Raw genomic sequence first — 17,197 nt, forward strand, 5'->3', positions numbered from 1 at the left:
TCGACCAGAGCCGTCATGTTCACCCGCATCATGTTGGTGTGTTCAGCGAGGGCATGTTTCTCAAAGGGGCCACTCAGACCATACCCCGCATTATTCACCAGAATTTGAATCGTATATTTTTTTTTGCCGCACCAGTCATAAACCTGTTGGGCGGCTCCAGCTTCGGCCAGATCAATTGCCAGAAAGTCGGTTTTAATGCCGTGGTCGGAGGTTAACTGCTGAGCCGCTTCCTGAAGTAATGAGGTTGATCGGGCTACCAGTAGTAAGTCGAATTTTTGACGGGCCAGTTCGTTGGCAATGGCCAGGCCAATGCCCCGGCTGGCTCCCGTAATGAGGGCGTATGACATTTACGAATTACGATGTACGAATTACGACCGCACGGGCGGCCCCGGTACAAATTACGATTTATGAAGTGCCGAAAATCGTAACTCGTACCGGGGCCGCCCGTGCGGTCGTAATTCGTAATTACTTAAATGTTTACTTTTGAAATGAAGCGGTGGTAGAATGGCGTTTTGCTGTGCTCATTCTTAGGCATGTACTTACCCGTAACAACTGGTACGTACATTACACGCCGACGACTGGCTTCGCCAACAAAGGGAGACTGCTGCGCCCGGTGCCAAAGCCGTCCATCGTGTACCGATAGGTCACCCGCGTTCATGTCGAAACCAATTTCGTGTTTGTCGGGGTCGTTATCCACAAAATATTTTTTGCGGAACAACATTTTGAAGATACCCTGTTTGTGCGTGCCCGGAATAACACGTAGCCCTCCGTTTTCGTAGGGGGTAGGGTTGAGGTGGATGCCTACATTGAGCATCGGCATAATACGCTGACCCAGGAAAATATCACGCGGGCTATCGGTATGCCAGCCCATCTGTGAGAACTTACTGTTTGGAGTGCGGATGTAATGGTTCAGAATAAGCCCATCTTTTTCAATTTCGGCAATTCGCCCTTCATACGGCTGAAGCAGATCAACAACGGCCTGAAGGCGTGGGTCCTGCAAAAATTCGTGGAGTGCTTTGCTATGCTGTGATAAAAAGCACATCCGCTGAATCATGGGGTTCCCGGCTTCATCCTGGCCAAACTTCAAGGGTACGCCATTCACTTTATCGCGCCCTTCGGCCAGCCACTCTTTTTCGATTCGTTCAACTTCGCTGATAAAAAGTTTAACTGTTTCGGGTTCAATGAAGTTACGGAAAACGATGACACCATGTTTATTGAAAAACTGGCGTTGTTCCGGGGTAATTGTTTCGCCCAGTTTAAAGGGCGGCAAGTTTAATTTGCTCATATCGGTGGTTTACAAATCGGAGGTTCCGTAGTTGATGCCAACCGGCGACCGCGCTTTGTTGGATAGGCGCAGGCTTAATCGGTTTAATAAACGCCCAAATCTACGAAATTTACAATTTTAGGATTACTTTGCCGCAATTTAATTAATACGACTTTAATTAACGGTTATTCAAGTTCTTGTGACTGTTTTACTTGATAAAAGGTTGGTTTTGCTGTTAATCAGCTTATTAATGGGTATTCAGGGTACTCTATTGGCTCAGTCGGATAGTATTCCGGTACCGCGTCAACCCATACCCAACCAATTATTGCGAACGCGAAATACGCTAATTTTACCATTAGTCGCCCGATCTATCGAAACAGACTGGTCGTTGGGGGTAGCGGGCTCCTTCACATTTCGATTTAAGCATTCTGATACGCTCACAACGCGGACATCGAATACCCAGGCACTGGCCCTGTACTCACTTCGGAAACAATTTATTGCAGCCATAAACGGAACAACTTATTTTCCTGGTGAACGGATTATTCTGAATCACCAGCTTTCCTACAGTTACTTCCCCGATAAATTCTGGGGTCTTGGTAAAAATGCTCCGAATGAAAATGAGGAGTCATACACGTTCAAACAGTATTATGTTTACCTACATTTTCAGAGAAAAGTTCAAGATCGTGTTTTTGCTGGCTTAGTTTATGAATATCAGCGATTGTTGAGCATCGATTATCAGCCCGGTAAGCTTTTCGATCAGCTAGCGGTACCAGGCCGTAATGCCTATCATATTTCGGGAGCGGGCCTTAGTCTCACCTACGATTCGCGAAACAATGCCTTTGCGCCTGATCGGGGTGGGTTCCTGCAAGTCTATTTCAACCACTTTAACCCCTTGCTGGGGTCCGATTTTCGCTATACAAATTATGTAATTGATTTCCGGCGATTCATTCCGATCTACAGGCAGCAGGTGCTGGCCATACAGGCTTATGGCTTCTTTAACTCGGGTGATGTGCCCTTGCGGAGTTTAGCCAGTTTTGGTGGGTCGAATAGCATGAGAGGTTTCTACGATGGTCGATTTCGGAGCAAAGACCAGATTGTCGCTCAGGTTGAATACCGAATTCCGCTGTTTTGGCGATTGGGAGCTGTTGGTTTCTTTGGGCTCGGGAATGTAGGAGACCACCTGAACGATTTGAACTTACAGGAAGTCAAGTACTCCGCGGGTGGGGGAGTACGTCTGGCGCTGAATCGGAAAGAACGATTGAATCTCCGCATCGACTATGGCTGGGGGCTGGGCCAGAGTCTATCGAATGGACTATATTTTCAATTGGGCGAAGCATTTTAGTTTACGGTTGGCTGTTGCATTAATCGTTTTCGCCGACTTGCCGGGGCCGTCAGCCAACCGTAAATCAAAACTTCATTTATACCTTTAGTTCATTCCAGCCACTGAGGGCCAGCCATTTCCCCAGGCGGTAGAGCGGATAGGTGAATACAAAGGCGCCCAATACATCCACCGTGTAATGAACGTGCTGCACAAGTAGTAAAATGCCTACAAGGAGTGAACCGATCAGAATAAGTAGCCGATCCCACCATCCACGAAGGCATAGAAATATCAGAAAAATGGTAGAGGTATGACCCGAGTAGAACAGGTCCTTCGTAATATACACCTTGCCATAGAACGCATTGGTGATCGGATCAATCATCGGAATCAGGCCAACTGGCGGATTAAGCGGTACCAGATTGATACTGATCATACGGGTTAGCGTGATGATGATGTAGCTGTAGATGAACATCATAAACACAGCGGGGCTCCGACGGGCACGGATGAGGATCAGTAAACCCGCTGCCCAGATCACTCCGAAAATAATCAATGACACATCGTATGGAGGAATCTGAGCAATTAACCAATCGTTCAGAACAGGACCCGTATGTTGTTCTATAGTTCGGAAAAAGTAAGAAAACGTCGACAGTAAGGCGATAATACCAATCATGCCGATGATGAACTTTCTGCGGAATATGGGTGATTTCCAGGCGGCTTGCCAAGCTAAATCGCCGGTAGGATCAGGTGTAAGAAGTGACATGAAATACTATAAAAGATCTAATCCTACGTAGAGAACATTAAACTGTTTCCTGGTAAGACCGCACATAAACACGTGTAAAAGGGTGCAAATTTACGAACTTGGTGGAATATCCGCCTTGCTGCTCGTAAACCAGTCTAACCATTCCTGGATTAGTTGGTTCAATTGGAACGGTTAGTAGATGATTATTCGGTACTATACAGTAACGGTTACTACTCATAAAGCCGCACCACAATATTTACAATGCACCGCGTCGGGATCATGGCCCTGACGGCCACAGTTTGGGCAAGCCTGCGTCGAAATTTCCTGCTTTTTACTGGCAGCCGTCAAGCTGACAGCCACAATACCCGTTGGCACCGCAATAATGACATACCCCAGTAGCATAATGAGGGTGGCAATGAGCTTGCCCATGGGTGTACTGGGTACAATATCTCCGTAGCCAACTGTTGTGATGGTGATAACGGCCCAATAAATACTGAGCGGAATGCTCTCGAATCCGTTGGAACGCCCTTCTACCACGTACATCATAGCGCCAAGCGTAATCACCAGGGTGAAAATAGCCACGAAAAAGACGGTGATTTTGGCTCGGCTTTCGCGTAGTGAATAAGCAAGTAGGGCCGCTGCTGATGTATATTCCCCCAGCTTCAAAATCCGGAATATGCGTAGCAGGCGAAGTATACGTACAGCGGCCAGCTCATGCGCACCAAACAGAAATAGGCCGAGGTAACTTGGTAAAATAGCCAGCAAGTCGACAAGCCCGAAAAAGCTGGTTATGTAACGCAGCGGTTTCCGAATACTAATAATCCGCAGGATGTACTCAATGGTGAACAGGATCGTAAATAGCCATTCAATTTTGTCAAAGAAATGACCATATGGCCGGGCCAATGATGGAACACTCTCCAGAACGACAGCAAGCACACTCAATACGATCAGAAAAAGCAATGATATATCGAATGCCCGCCCGGCCCAGGTGTCGGCTTCAAAGACGATCTCGTGTAATCGGTGTCGGAATCGTTGCCAGAGGGAGTTCATAATGCGCACAATTTAGACGACTAATGTAATTGATCGCGTACTTCTATCAAGACGAAGCCGAGTAGATTTCTACCTTCCGTCTTTATTTGATTGACCTACTTACAAATGTATCCATTGTTGCCGCCCCGGTGGCCCGGCCTCATTTTGGGCAGGGGCAAATTGTCTCAAAGACGCCCTCATATTGTCGTGATTGGCCCCCATGCGCGTCCCTGGTCTGGTTTAACTTTGTGCAAACAGTAAACGAATAACAAACAACATGAGAACCATCAGAATCATAGAACATATCTCACTGGACGGGGTGATCCAGCATGAAAACGACGAAAACTTCGTGTATGGTAATTGGACGACATCCTATCGAAGTCCGGCTGGGTTAGAGGCTGTCGTTGAAGCACAGGGAAACCCTTTTGATCTGCTGCTTGGTCGTCACACCTATGATTTGTGGACCGAATACTGGCCCACGGCTGGGAATAGTCCAATCGCAATCAGCCTGAATGCTGCGACCAAATACGTCGCCACTCACAGGCCAGACAGCCTCGCCTGGGGACCAGTTGAGGACTTAGGCACGGACATCCTGGCGGGTATTCGCGGCCTCAAGTCAACGGACGGTCCTGACCTGATCGTCTGGGGAAGTTCAACGCTGACATCTGTCCTGCTGGACCAGGGCTTGGCCGACGAGGTTGTGCTGCTTGTCTACCCCGTCTTGCTGGGGCGGGGCAAACGCTTTTTTTCGGACAGTGTCGACCCGTGCGAACTTGCTTTAGTCAGTACGAAGGTTACCCCAACAGGCGTGATGATAAACACATACCGGCACGTTGGATCGCTGCAAGTCTAATCCTGCATCAATAAGCCGTTGCTGCTCGCCAGGAGCCAGCCGATTGTGTAGCGCATGGATTTATAGTGAAGCGAATGGTTAAATCATTAACAGCCGCCAAACACCCGAAATAAGCAGAAGAATCAGTCCGATTGGTGTCAGCACTTTCCAGCACAAATGCATCATCTGATCGACCCGAATGCGGGGGAGTGTCCAGCGTACCCACATCTGTAACAGTACTGCAAAGAAGACTTTTGACAGAAGCCAGAATCCGCCCGTGAGCTGTCCCCAGAGAGTGCCTGGTGCACCACTTGTCCAGTCGGCGAGACGGACAGGACCGATGTTGGGGAGGGGTGTGTTCCAGCTACCCAGAAATAATACCGCGCCTAAAAACGACACCAGCAGCATCATGGCGTACTCGGACAGGTAAAGCAACGCGAACCGCATCCCTGAATATTCGGTATGGAAGCCACCTACAATTTCAGATTCACCTTCGGGCAGGTCGAAGGGAGCACGGTTACTTTCGGCCAGGGTACAAATGAAAAAGATAATGTAGGCGAAAAATAGAAATGGGTTTCGCAGAATATTCCAGGAGAAAATTCCACCCCAGCCCGTAACGTCAACTCCCAGGGCTTTCAGGCCGAAGAGGTAGTTTGTCTCATGGGTGTAGATGCCCTGCTGGAAACTCAAGGTCTGCAAGTTGAGTGTCTGACAGATCATCACCACGCACAGAATGGTCAGCCCAAGTGGTATCTCGTACGAAATGATCTGCGCCACCGATCGCATGGCACCAAACAGGGAATACTTGTTATTAGACCCCCAACCGGCCATGAGTATGCCAACCACATCGAACGAAACAATGGCCATCAGGTAAAAAACACCCACCGACGCGCCTGACCCCTGCAAATCGGGCGTTAGGGGCAGAACGGCAAAGCCCGCGAATACGGAAGCGAAAATGACCGCCGGAGCCAGCAGAAACAATCGCCGGTCGGCGGCTGTGGGCACAATGTCTTCTTTCTGAAGCAGTTTCAGTAAATCGGCAAAGAGTTGCAGCAATCCCCACTTTCCCGTTTCCATGGGGCCGAGCCGATCCTGCATAAACGCCGAAATCTTACGTTCGGTGTACACGCCAACGACCACGAAGCCGGAAGCCATTGCCAGGAAAATAGGGAGTGCAAGCATAAAAAAGTGAAGAATTAAGAATGAAGAGTGATGAATAGGTTATTCTTCATTTTTCACTCTTCATTCTCCACTGTTAATTAAAACTCTGCCGTTTTCGGAGCGCGTGGGAATGGGATCACATCGCGGATATTGCCCATGCCGGTTACGAACAGCACCAGCCGCTCGAAACCAAGACCAAAGCCTGCGTGCGGTGCTGACCCAAATCGACGGGTATCCAGATACCACCAGATGGCTTCCGGTTCAATACCTACTTCCTTCATCCGGGCTTCGAGTTTTTCCAGATTGTCTTCGCGTTGTGAACCACCGATGATTTCGCCGATGCCGGGGAAAAGCACATCCATCGCCCGAACGGTCTTACCGTCTTCGTCCTGCTTCATGTAGAACGCTTTGATCTCGCGGGGATAGTTGGTTAGAATAACGGGCTTCTTGAAGTGTTTTTCGACCAGATAGCGCTCGTGCTCCGACTGTAAATCGACACCCCAGCTTACTTCATACTGGAACTGACCTTTCTTAGCGGGTTTCGAGTTGACCAGAATGTCGATGGCTTCGGTGTAAGTCAACCGAACGAACTCGTTGCTAATGACAAACTGAAGTTTTTCGAGCAAACCAAGCTCACTTTGTTCCTCTTTCTTTTTGGTTTTTTCTTCTTCTTTCAGTCGGTTATCCAAAAAGGCCAGATCGTCGGCGCAGTGTTGAATGGCGTAGCGGATAACGGTTTTGACGAAATCCTCGGCCAGATTCATGTTATCCTCCAGCTCATAGAAGGCCACCTCAGGTTCAATCATCCAGAACTCGGCCAGGTGGCGTGTTGTGTTTGAGTTTTCGGCCCGGAATGTAGGGCCAAAGGTGTAGATCTTACCCAGGGCCATGGCACCTAACTCGCCTTCCAACTGCCCCGATACGGTCAGGTTCGTTTCGCGGCCAAAGAAGTCCTGGCTATAATCAACCTTACCATCTTCCGTAAGAGGTGGCTTGGTGGCATCAAGTGTCGTGACGCGGAACATTTCACCGGCTCCTTCGGCATCAGAGGCCGTAATGATGGGCGTATTGAGGTAAAAGAATCCGTTGTCGTTAAAGTATTTATGGACAGCAAACGCCAGCGCGTGTCGAATACGTAAAATGGCACTGAACGTGTTGGTACGAGGTCGCAGGTGGGCAATCTCGCGCAGAAACTCCAGCGAGTGCCGCTTGGGTTGTAACGGATACTTGTCTGGGTCGGCGGGGCCATAAATGAGTACATCGCTGATTTTGACTTCAACGGCTTGCCCGGCACCCTGCGATTCTACTAATTGGCCTGTAACGGCAACGCAGGCCCCGGTTGTGATAAGCTTTAATGTTTCCTCGGGAAGTTGACCTGCTTCGGCTACAGCCTGGATATTATTAATGGTCGAGCCATCGTTGAGGGCTATGAAAACGGCGTTTTTGCTTTCGCGTTTGGTGCGCACCCAGCCTTTTACGGTCACAGTAGTGCCGACCGGGGCAGTTTTTAATAATTGCTGAATAGGTAAATAACTCATACTAGAACGGCGACCAGATGGTGGTTGTGGGTGCAAAAGTACGGATTGTCGTCCGAATCGCCCACAGACATTTTTTAATCCCCAAAAACTCGGATAATTAGTTACATGCCAATTGACCTTCTATTTTTGCACCAAAACCCCTCTCAACGAGAAACCTATCCGTATGTCAATTACGCTCTATATCGTCCGTCATGCTAAAGCCGAGGACCGAGCCATCTTTATGTCTGATTTTGATCGGGAACTGACCTCCGATGGTATTATGGCTGCCGCCCGAGTCGGTCGTTATTTGCATGAGAAAGGCATTCAGCCCGACATCATTATAAGTAGCCCAGCACCAAGGGCAAAAAGTACCGCAAAGGTTGTTGCTGAGCAGGTTGGCTATGATGAGGCACAGGTTCAGTTGAATGAAAAATTATATGAAGGTGGGCCCAAAGCCTATCTGGCAGCCATTAATGCACTTCCCGATACAACGGAGGCTGCCATGATTGTGGGACATAATCCGGATGTATCCTATCTGGCCGAATTTCTGACCCACCAAAGTATTGGCTCCATGAGTAAAGGAGAGGTTGTGGCTGTTTCCTTCAAGGAGTTGACCTGGGCGGAGGTTTCCGGCCGAACTGGCAGTATGGTCTTCCAAATTGGACCGAAACAGATTGTAAATGAATAATTAATAATGAAAAATGAATAATGAATAATGAATAATAGGTGTTGATGGATTAGTCAAGCTACTATATATATGACCGCACAGCCGGACTTAATTATACATTGACCATTATTCATTACCCATTTACCAACATGAACCGTAACCGTCGCATTTTCATCGTTGTTTTCATTGTCTTTACAACCGTCGTCGCCTTGCTGGCTATCGACATGGCCCGACGTACAACCGCTCCCTGGAACAAACATCGGGAACTTGAGCGCGCGTTACCCGCTAAAGACGGCACAGCTACAGACACTATGGCAACGGATACGTTGCTTGCTCCCTAACGCCAATGCTTCAACTCGCTGCTGTACATCATATTGCCATAATCTGCTCGGACTATGAAGTCTCCAAACGATTTTATACCGAGGTATTAGGCTTTACTATCCTGGGAGAATACTATCGGGCGGAACGACAATCCTATAAATTGGATCTGGCCCTGAATGGGCAGTACCTGATTGAGCTCTTCTCCTTTCCCAACCCGCCTAAACGCCCCTCGCGACCCGAAGCAGCTGGCTTACGTCATGTAGCGTTTGCTGTTACTGACCTCGATGCCGCCATCGTGCATTTAAACGGACAAGGTGTTTCTACGGAACCAGTCCGGGTAGATGAGCACACGGGTAGGCGCTTCACCTTCTTCGCCGACCCCGATGAGTTGCCGCTGGAGTTGTACGAAGCTTAGAAGCCGGGAGCAAGGTGCACGGAGCAGGGTATCCAGTAAAAACCTCTACTCCGTGCACCTTGCTCCACGCCTTTAAAGCACTCTTGTCAATACCCTAACCAACGCATCCACATCATCGGGTGTATTGTACAAGTGTGGGGCTATGCGTAGAACGCGCGCTCGGGCTGAAACCGATACGTTTTCTTTCAGGAGTGCCTGCTGAACGGCCATCGGGTCGGCCTGATCGGGTAACCATAACCCAACTAAATGATGGCTGCGCCCCGAACTCCCATTCTCAGGTTCAAGGCGACACCCGAGCTGCTCCAATTGGGGCCAGGCGTCTGCTAACAGGGCTTTGGCGTATGCCTGAATACGGACTGGTTGCCAGTCAATGAGCTGAGTTAGGGCGGCTTCGAGCATAGGCATTTGCAGAAAATGGGTGTGTTCGCCTACGTTATAGCGGTATGCTTTCGGCCGATAGGTGGGTTGATAATCCATCAATCGGTGAAATTGATTACTGTCGAGTCGGTTCATCCAGCCTTCTTCGAGTGGAATACCTTCATCGAAAGCGGGCCCGAAATAGGCCAATCCAAGCGAATAAGGCCCCATCAGCCATTTATAACCTGCACAAACAACGGCATCGGGCTGGATTTGTGCCAGATCAACCGGTAAGGCACCAATGGCCTGGGTTCCATCAATCACAACCCAGGCTCCAACCTCGCGAGCCCGTTGCCCAATCGCTTCCAGATCAAAACGGATGCCGTACATCCAGTGAACGGGCGGTACAACCACTAGTGCGGTCTCGGGTCCGATTGCATCAAGCAACCGTTCATTCCAGTGGGCTCCTTTCGGGAATTCGTCGGGCATGCCAACGGTGGTTATAGTTAATCCAAGCTCGGTGCAAACACGCCCCCAGGCATATACATCACTCGGAAATTCATCGCCAATAAGTACAATTGTCTGCCCAGCCTGAATGCCTGGTTTTAACGCTAGATTTCGGGCTACCACAGCCATCCCATATGATACGGAGGGTACAATAGCGATCCGATCTGGATCATCAGAATTGATGAGGGTAGCAAACAACTCCCGTACACGAATGGCTCCGCTGAAGAAATCATCAGGGCGTAATCCGAAGGGATTTGCCTGTTGAGAAAGTGCTGAGTGGCCCGCTTGTTCAACAGTTTTGCTAAAGGGTGATCGGGTAGCACAATTTAGATAGTGGATGCCTTCGGGCAAGTTAAACTCATTGGTTTGACAGGCGAGAAGGGGTAGTTCAACAGGAGACATAAACAGACCGATACGAATTAGTTGGATGATGAAAATTTAATCTGGCACGGGGTTTGTTTAGGATACAAGTAAATTGTAAACAGTCCTAGTTGTATGAATACCCTATTGGGCATTGGTTCCCGTGTTAATCATGCTGAGTTTGGTGATGGAGTTATTATTAACCTGAAATCCAATGGGTACACCATTACGTTTCTTCAGCATGGCGTGAAGATACTCAAATTCGACGCGCCCCTGACCATCATTGAAGCCCTTGAGCCCGACAGTGATCTGGTTAGTCTGTTTGATGTAGAACAATCCCTGACGCGGATTCTCCAAAAATGGGTTGACCAAACGGAACTGGTTCCGCTGGGAGATAAATGGAAAGGAGGGAAGCTCATCCTAAAACCAGGCCGGACCGATTTGTCACAGAAAGAAATGCCGATTGATGGCTTCTTTCATAAAATCGTGATGGTTCGAGACCGGTTGCGCGTACTCGAACAGCGGGTGAACGCCAGTCAACTTGACGATGAAGAGAAGATCAATATTCAACAATATATCACCCGGATTTACGGTAGCCTGACATCGTTCAATCTATTGTTTAAAAACCAACACCAACAGTTCATTGGTGAGAAAACCACCGCCGACGCGTAGTCTGGCATACTTGTCTCAAATAGTTTTGGGTTAGTTAGATTGGGGGTTCCCCGCCGTCGGCTTCGATAGCGGGGACTTTTTTTGTGGGGGGGCAGGGAGCAGGGAGCACGGTTTATCCCCTGCCTCGCGCTCCCTGCCCCCTGCTAGTTGCCCGCGGATGATACTCCCTGAGCGTCTGCTGTAAATAATCCCGGTCGAGGTGAGTGTAAATTTCGGTAGTGGTAATGGATTCATGGCCAAGCATTTGCTGTACTGCCCGGAGGTCGGCACCCCCTTCGATGAGGTGGGTCGCGAATGAATGGCGGAAGGTGTGCGGGCTGATTGTCTTCTTGATGCCTACTTCCTCTGCTAGTTTTTTTATCGTGGTAAAGACGGTAATTCGAGAAAGCTGTTTACCCCGCAGATTCAGGAAAATAGTGTCTTCGTCGCCCTTCTGAACATCCAGCTGACTACGCACATGCTCGACATAGATGCGGGTATAGTGCATCGCATCCTCGCCAATGGGTACCAGCCGAACCTTGTCGCCTTTGCCCAGGACCCGTACAAAACCTTCGGTAAAAAAACAGTTGGTTAGGCGAAGGTTCAATAGTTCCGTAACGCGTAATCCTGAGCTATAGAGTACTTCGAGCATAGCGCGGTCGCGGGCACCACCGGGTGTCGATAAGTCGATAGCCGCCAGCATATCTTCAATTTCGGGAAAGCTGAGCGTATCGGGCAGTTTTCGTCCCAACTTAGGGGCTTCCAGCAGTTGAGTTGGGTCGCGGTCAATTAAGTTTTCGAGCAGCAGGTACTTGAAAAACGATTTTATACCCGATAACATCCGTGCCTGACTATGCGCCGATAAGCCCAACTCGCCAAGGTATTTCAGGAAATTCATCAATTCCTTTTCGGTCACCTGCATGGGCGTGCGGGCCGGATCAGTCAGGAGAATGTATTCATGAAGTTTGTCGGCGTCGTGCAAATAAGCCTCAACGGAATTTTCGGCCAGTGACCGTTCGAGTTTGAGGTAGTTCTTAAAGGCGTTTATATAACTTTGCCACATAGCAAGCGAATGAATAATGTATAATGGTTAATGAATGATGGTTGGCTAAGGTCTGTTTTTCAGTGTTCATTATACATATTCATTAACCATTATACATTATATGAAACAGATATTGATCATTAACGGCCCTAATCTCAACCTGTTGGGCAAGCGTGAACCGACTATTTATGGTAATCGCTCCTTCGTTGACTACCTGGAAACGCTCGAAGCGAAGTTCCCCGACGTGCAACTTCGCTATTTTCAGTCGAATCACGAAGGCGAACTGATTGATAAAATTCACGAACTGGGTTTTGATATCGATGGCATCGTGATCAATGCCGGTGCCTATACGCATACGTCCATTGCCATTGCTGATGCACTATCGGCCGTAACAGCTCCTGCTATAGAGGTGCATATTTCCAATGTTCATGCCCGCGAGTCGTTCCGTCACCATAGTTACCTATCCGCGAAATGCAAAGGCATTGTGGTTGGCCTTGGGCTGATGGGGTACGAAATGGCAGTACGGTATTTAATGAACAATGAATAATGGAAAATGTATAATGACAGTTTCTTCTGACTTCAAGCATTATCCATTGTTCATTATTCATTATTCATTATTATGATCACCTTCTATCCCGGTCCATCCAAAGTATACCCGCAGGTTGCCAACTATGCCGCCGAAGCGGTACAACAGGGTATTGTGAGCCTGAATCATCGAAGCGCGGGTTTCATGGATATTGTAAAGGAAACGGTTCGGTTGCTTCACGAAAAACTCGACATTCCAGCTGATTACCACGTCGCGTTGGTTTCATCAGCAACAGAGTGCTGGGAAATTGTGGCCCAGTCGCTGACGGCAGAATCCAGCCTGCATCCCTATAGTGGTGCGTTTGGTAAAAAGTGGGCTGAGTATGCCTATCGAATCAAACCACCAACCAGCCTGAGTGAAGCCGATGTGTTGTGTATTGTTCAAAACGAAACCTCCAATGGCACCCAGGTTAGCATGGAAACACTGGCCCAGTTCAGACGAGATTTCTCGTCGCTGATTGCGGTCGATGCCGTTTCCTCAATGGCGGGGGTTGCTTTCGACTGGTCATTGGCCGATGTCTGGTTTGCTTCCGTACAGAAGTGTTTTGGATTGCCAGCTGGTTTGGCAGTCATGGTTTATTCGCCAGCCGCTCTTAAACAGGCGGAGGAAATTGGCGAGAATGCACATTACAATAGTCTGCTATTCATTCACGAAAACTTCTCGAAATTTCAGACACCCTATACGCCCAATGGCCTGGGTATCTATATGCTTATGCGCGTTTTGCAGCAGGTGCCCCCCATTACCACGGTGCACGCTATGACAACGAAACGAGCCACTGACTGGTATGCTTTTTTTGACCAGTTTGGCACAGACTTTCGGCTGTTGATCCACGACCCCGCTATCCGCTCCGATACCGTAATTGCTGTAGAAGGTTCCGAGAAAGCAGTTAAGGAAATCAAGGTGGCCGCTCAGCAGGCAGGTATTACGCTGGGCAATGGGTACGGTGACTGGAAAAACACCACCTTCCGAATTGCGAACTTTCCGGCCATAACCGATGATGAGATTGGAACTTTGATGCAATTTCTTCGGTCGTACAGGTAGCGCGGGCTGAAGTCCGAGTGCCTTTAAGATCAATTTGTTATGATGCTCAGTTTTAAAGAAATTATCTCCGTTACCCTCATACTATTTTCGGTGATCGACGTTATCGGGTCATTGCCGGTTATTATTGACCTGCGCAAGAAGACCGGTAAGATTGAGTCAGAACGAGCCACGTTTGCATCGGGCGCCCTGATGATCTCCTTTCTGTTCGTTGGGGAACGAATCCTGAAGCTTTTTGGCGTCGATGTGGCATCGTTTGCCGTGGCTGGAGCCCTGATTATTTTCCTGATCGGGCTGGAGATGATTCTCGGTCGAACCATTTTCAAATCGGAAGAAACCACAGGGGGGGCTACCCATATTGTACCAATTGCGTTCCCCCTGATTGCTGGAGCCGGAACATTAACAACCATCATCTCACTCCGGGCTGAATACCAGACGGTAAATATCATTGTCGGTATTGTACTGAATCTGGTCCTGATTTATGCCGTGTTGAAATCGTCGGGCTGGCTCGAAACGCGGCTTGGCTCGGGTGGGCTGGCAGTGTTACGCAAAATCTTTGGGATCATACTGCTGGCCATCGCTATCAAGCTATTCAAGACGAATCTGATTGCCGATTTCTAATCGAAACCATTGGCTGAAACCAGCCTTCAACGAGGCTGCGTGTCGACGAATGCAACATACCCTTTTGCTGGAATGTACCCTCCGGCGAAAGGGTATTTTAGTGAAAAAAGCTTGCTTTTTACCAAACTAACCGTGTTTCTGAAACCAGTATTTGTTTTTATACACTTTTTTGGGTTAATAATCCTTACAATTATAAAGTGATAAATTTTTTTCGAAAATGTTGTGATTTACTGGATCAAACGAATTAAAATTATAATATTTCCTGAGAAACAGTAAAAAATATGGTTAGAGCCTATGTTGGCCTTTATATTTTATTGTAAAGCCGTATTATATTTGCCGGAAGTCTGTTAACGAAACCCCTATTCAAAATAATCCACTGTACATCATGGCAAAATCGAAGTTAGAGTACATTTGGCTCGACGGCTACAAGCCTACCCAAAGCCTGCGTTCCAAAACTAAAATTGAGGATGATTTCTCAGGCAACCTTGAAGACTGCTCGATGTGGTCGTTTGATGGTTCTTCAACCGAACAGGCTGAAGGTGGTAAGTCAGACTGTTTGCTGAAACCAGTTTTCATCTGTCCTGATCCACAGCGCAAAAACGGTTACCTCGTCATGTGTGAAGTGTTGAATGCCGATGGTACTCCTCACGTAACCAACGGTCGTGCCACGATTGAAGATGACGATAACGATTTCTGGTTTGGCTTTGAGCAGGAGTATTTCCTGTGGGATATGAAAATTGACAAACCACTTGGCTTCCCGGCTGAAGGGTTCCCATCACGTCCACAAGGTCCTTATTATTGCTCGGTAGGTGCTCAAAATGCCTATGGCCGTTATATCATTGAAGAACACCTTGATGTTTGTCTGGATGCTGGTCTAAATGTAGAAGGTATCAATGCTGAGGTAGCAACTGGTCAGTGGGAATTCCAGATTTTCGCTAAAGGGGCTAAAGCTGCTGGTGATCAGATTTGGGTAGCTCGTTACCTGTTAGAGCGGATTGGAGAGAAATACGGTATCTCTATCAACTGGCATTGCAAACCTCTGGGTGCTACCGACTGGAACGGCTCGGGTATGCACGCTAACTTCTCAAATTCAGTGCTGCGCACATCGGGTAGCCAGGATGTATATTCTAAAATTTGCGAAGCCTTCTCTCCAGCAGACGTTATCAAAGCGCACATTGCTGTATACGGTGCCGACAACGAAATGCGCCTGACAGGTAAGCACGAAACACAGTCGATCGATCAGTTCTCGTACGGTATTTCTGACCGGGGTGCTTCAATTCGTATCCCAATTGCTACCGTAGAACGTGGTTGGAAAGGCTGGTTAGAAGATCGTCGTCCAAACTCGGCTGCCGATCCATACAAAGTGGCAGCTATCATTATCAAAACCGTTAAATCGGCTGATGTTGTAGCGGCATAAGCCAACAACTTATTGGTACAAAGCCCGGCTGCGCGAGTAGCCGGGCTTTGTTTTTACTGCGTTGGCGAGTTAAAGAAGAAAAGGCAAATAAGTGTCCTGATTAATTACCGTAAAGCTTGTACCGGGGTATGTAGCCGCCCAGGAAGCTGGTGCTTTAACCGATTTCCGGGAGAATTTAAATTCAAAGCCTGTTAATTGGCCATTAGCCTCTTCTATATAATCAAGTTCGGCACCCGTATAGGTTCGCCAGAAGTACGTATTGGCAAATTGGCCTGTGTAGGCATTGCGTTTACGACGCTCAATGACTAGGAAATTTTCCCACAGTGCCCCCACATCCGTCCGTAAGTCGAGCTGTTGAAAATTATCAATCAATACATTACGGATACCCAGATCATAAAAATAGATCTTATCCATTTTGCTGATTTCCTTTCGGAGATTACGGCTAAAACCAGACAAGCGAAACACGACAAATGCTTTTTCCAGTAAGTCAATATAGGTGTTGACCGTATCTTTACTCATGCCGAGCGAAGTTCCGATCTCGTTTAGTGATACGTCTGAACCAACTTGAAAGGCAAGTAGTTACAGAAGCTTACGTAGTTTGTCGGCGTGCCGGATCGAAGCCATTTTGAGTATATCTTTATATAAGTAAGCTGAAGAAAGCTCACGGAGATAGTGCACTTTATCGGTGGCGTTGGGTAATTGTAGCGTGTCCGGGTACGACCCGAATCGGAGTAATTCCTCCAGCCGCTGCTGTAATAAGAAGGCGTTTTGCTGTTGTTGAAGTTCGCCTAGAGAAATGGGGAAAAGTTCATAAGTCCAGGTGCGTCCGGTCAAGGCTTCATTGGTTCGGTTAGCCAACTCAAAAGAGGACGATCCAGTGGCAATTATTTTCAGATCAGGTAATGCATCGTGCAAGATTTTCAGGTTGATTCCTACATCAGGAATGCGTTGGGCTTCGTCAATGAAGAGTAGTTCATACCCCTCCACTAAAAGCTTCATCTGTGTCAGGTTTCGCGATGACAAAACCGTCTGATAAATTAATTCATCGGCATTGACCTGTAATGAACGATAGGGTAATGTATGGATCAACTCACGAACTAAGGTCGTTTTTCCAACCTGGCGAGGCCCATATAGAATAATAATTTTGTTCGATTCATTAATCCGCTGCCAAATCGTATTAGTCTGGAAACGAGGAATCATTTTTTATGTTGGTAGCTATATTAGCACTAATATAGAAACTATAATAGCCGAATTAACGCTAATATAGCTAATAACGGGCGATTTACGAGTTTTACCAGGTTAAACGCATTAAAATAGTGGCATTTTGTCCTAGTTCAGATCTTTGTGACATGAAC

General features: G+C 47.9%; 19 protein-coding genes and 1 pseudogene. 10 read left to right on the plus strand and 10 right to left on the minus strand.

What is annotated here, in order from left to right; all coding sequences use genetic code 11:
* Together ACYVGO_RS34845 and ACYVGO_RS34850 are read right to left on the minus strand one after the other, a co-directional pair.
* On the minus strand, positions 1 to 347 hold a 347-nt coding region (locus ACYVGO_RS34845), incomplete at its 3' end, for an SDR family NAD(P)-dependent oxidoreductase (RefSeq protein ID WP_460973330.1).
* A 122-nt stretch (positions 348 to 469) separates the two neighbouring features.
* Complete coding sequence (locus ACYVGO_RS34850) at positions 470 to 1,285, minus strand: phytanoyl-CoA dioxygenase family protein (protein WP_142773515.1); 816 nt, start codon at positions 1,283 to 1,285, stop codon at positions 470 to 472.
* A gap of 229 nt (positions 1,286 to 1,514) precedes the next feature.
* Here ACYVGO_RS34850 and ACYVGO_RS34855 point away from each other — a divergent pair, with 229 nt between their 5' ends.
* The gene (locus tag ACYVGO_RS34855) at positions 1,515 to 2,606 is read left to right on the plus strand and encodes a BamA/TamA family outer membrane protein (protein WP_142776760.1); all 1,092 of its coding nucleotides are present in this window, start codon (positions 1,515 to 1,517) and stop codon (positions 2,604 to 2,606) included.
* A gap of 76 nt (positions 2,607 to 2,682) precedes the next feature.
* Here the strand turns inward: ACYVGO_RS34855 and ACYVGO_RS34860 are convergent, their stop codons facing one another.
* Together ACYVGO_RS34860 and ACYVGO_RS34865 are read right to left on the minus strand one after the other, a co-directional pair.
* A complete protein-coding gene (locus tag ACYVGO_RS34860; RefSeq protein WP_460973331.1) occupies positions 2,683 to 3,342 on the minus strand; it encodes a phosphatase PAP2-related protein in 660 nt (219 codons plus the stop codon).
* Between the two features lie 213 nt (positions 3,343 to 3,555).
* Positions 3,556 to 4,371, minus strand: coding sequence for an ion transporter (locus ACYVGO_RS34865; RefSeq protein WP_460973332.1), 816 nt, complete (start codon positions 4,369 to 4,371; stop codon positions 3,556 to 3,558).
* A gap of 256 nt (positions 4,372 to 4,627) precedes the next feature.
* Here ACYVGO_RS34865 and ACYVGO_RS34870 point away from each other — a divergent pair, with 256 nt between their 5' ends.
* Positions 4,628 to 5,203, plus strand: a complete 576-nt coding sequence (locus tag ACYVGO_RS34870; RefSeq protein ID WP_142773512.1) for a dihydrofolate reductase family protein — start codon at positions 4,628 to 4,630, stop codon at positions 5,201 to 5,203.
* Positions 5,204 to 5,281: 78 nt separating this feature from the next.
* Here the strand turns inward: ACYVGO_RS34870 and ACYVGO_RS34875 are convergent, their stop codons facing one another.
* Positions 5,282 to 6,364, minus strand: coding sequence for a complex I subunit 1/NuoH family protein (locus tag ACYVGO_RS34875; protein WP_142773511.1), 1,083 nt, complete (start codon positions 6,362 to 6,364; stop codon positions 5,282 to 5,284).
* A 77-nt stretch (positions 6,365 to 6,441) separates the two neighbouring features.
* Complete coding sequence (gene asnS, locus ACYVGO_RS34880; protein WP_460973333.1) at positions 6,442 to 7,881, minus strand: asparagine--tRNA ligase; 1,440 nt, start codon at positions 7,879 to 7,881, stop codon at positions 6,442 to 6,444.
* A gap of 163 nt (positions 7,882 to 8,044) precedes the next feature.
* On the opposite strand from asnS, the gene ACYVGO_RS34885 reads away from it, so the two are divergent.
* The 3 genes from ACYVGO_RS34885 to gloA2 all read left to right on the plus strand — a co-directional run bounded on the left by ACYVGO_RS34885 (position 8,045) and on the right by gloA2 (position 9,263).
* Positions 8,045 to 8,548 carry a SixA phosphatase family protein gene (locus tag ACYVGO_RS34885; protein WP_460973334.1) on the plus strand — a complete coding sequence of 168 codons (504 nt, stop codon included), beginning with the start codon at positions 8,045 to 8,047 and terminating at the stop codon, positions 8,546 to 8,548.
* Between the two features lie 128 nt (positions 8,549 to 8,676).
* Positions 8,677 to 8,868, plus strand: coding sequence for a hypothetical protein (locus tag ACYVGO_RS34890; RefSeq protein WP_142773508.1), 192 nt, complete (start codon positions 8,677 to 8,679; stop codon positions 8,866 to 8,868).
* A 5-nt stretch (positions 8,869 to 8,873) separates the two neighbouring features.
* Positions 8,874 to 9,263 (plus strand): SMU1112c/YaeR family gloxylase I-like metalloprotein, encoded by a 390-nt coding sequence (gene gloA2 / locus ACYVGO_RS34895; RefSeq protein WP_460973335.1) that lies wholly within the window; start codon positions 8,874 to 8,876, stop codon positions 9,261 to 9,263.
* Between the two features lie 72 nt (positions 9,264 to 9,335).
* On the opposite strand, the gene ACYVGO_RS34900 is transcribed toward gloA2, so the two are convergent.
* A complete protein-coding gene (locus ACYVGO_RS34900) occupies positions 9,336 to 10,529 on the minus strand; it encodes an aminotransferase class V-fold PLP-dependent enzyme (protein ID WP_460973336.1) in 1,194 nt (397 codons plus the stop codon).
* Positions 10,530 to 10,622: 93 nt separating this feature from the next.
* On the opposite strand from ACYVGO_RS34900, the gene ACYVGO_RS34905 reads away from it, so the two are divergent.
* Positions 10,623 to 11,159: a hypothetical protein gene (locus ACYVGO_RS34905; protein WP_460973337.1), complete on the plus strand. Its 537-nt coding sequence runs from the start codon at positions 10,623 to 10,625 to the stop codon at positions 11,157 to 11,159.
* A 112-nt stretch (positions 11,160 to 11,271) separates the two neighbouring features.
* Here ACYVGO_RS34905 and xerD read toward each other — a convergent pair whose 3' ends face one another.
* Positions 11,272 to 12,201, minus strand: coding sequence for a site-specific tyrosine recombinase XerD (gene xerD, locus ACYVGO_RS34910; protein ID WP_460973338.1), 930 nt, complete (start codon positions 12,199 to 12,201; stop codon positions 11,272 to 11,274).
* Between the two features lie 100 nt (positions 12,202 to 12,301).
* Here xerD and aroQ point away from each other — a divergent pair, with 100 nt between their 5' ends.
* The 4 genes from aroQ to ACYVGO_RS34930 all read left to right on the plus strand — a co-directional run bounded on the left by aroQ (position 12,302) and on the right by ACYVGO_RS34930 (position 15,842).
* Positions 12,302 to 12,727 (plus strand): type II 3-dehydroquinate dehydratase, encoded by a 426-nt coding sequence (gene aroQ, locus ACYVGO_RS34915; protein ID WP_142773503.1) that lies wholly within the window; start codon positions 12,302 to 12,304, stop codon positions 12,725 to 12,727.
* A 72-nt stretch (positions 12,728 to 12,799) separates the two neighbouring features.
* Complete coding sequence (locus ACYVGO_RS34920; protein WP_460973339.1) at positions 12,800 to 13,807, plus strand: aminotransferase class V-fold PLP-dependent enzyme; 1,008 nt, start codon at positions 12,800 to 12,802, stop codon at positions 13,805 to 13,807.
* A gap of 42 nt (positions 13,808 to 13,849) precedes the next feature.
* A complete protein-coding gene (locus tag ACYVGO_RS34925) occupies positions 13,850 to 14,425 on the plus strand; it encodes a MarC family protein (protein ID WP_142776759.1) in 576 nt (191 codons plus the stop codon).
* 385 nt (positions 14,426 to 14,810) lie between these two features.
* Positions 14,811 to 15,842: a glutamine synthetase beta-grasp domain-containing protein gene (locus ACYVGO_RS34930; RefSeq protein WP_460973340.1), complete on the plus strand. Its 1,032-nt coding sequence runs from the start codon at positions 14,811 to 14,813 to the stop codon at positions 15,840 to 15,842.
* Between the two features lie 69 nt (positions 15,843 to 15,911).
* Here the strand turns inward: ACYVGO_RS34930 and ACYVGO_RS34935 are convergent.
* Both ACYVGO_RS34935 and ACYVGO_RS34940 read right to left on the minus strand, forming a co-directional pair.
* A pseudogene (locus ACYVGO_RS34935) lies at positions 15,912 to 16,409 on the minus strand (DUF4143 domain-containing protein); the annotation flags it as partial.
* Between the two features lie 12 nt (positions 16,410 to 16,421).
* Complete coding sequence (locus ACYVGO_RS34940) at positions 16,422 to 17,042, minus strand: ATP-binding protein (RefSeq protein WP_460973341.1); 621 nt, start codon at positions 17,040 to 17,042, stop codon at positions 16,422 to 16,424.
* Positions 17,043 to 17,197: the final 155 nt, after the last annotated feature.

The sequence above is a fragment of the Spirosoma migulaei genome (assembly GCF_054776855.1).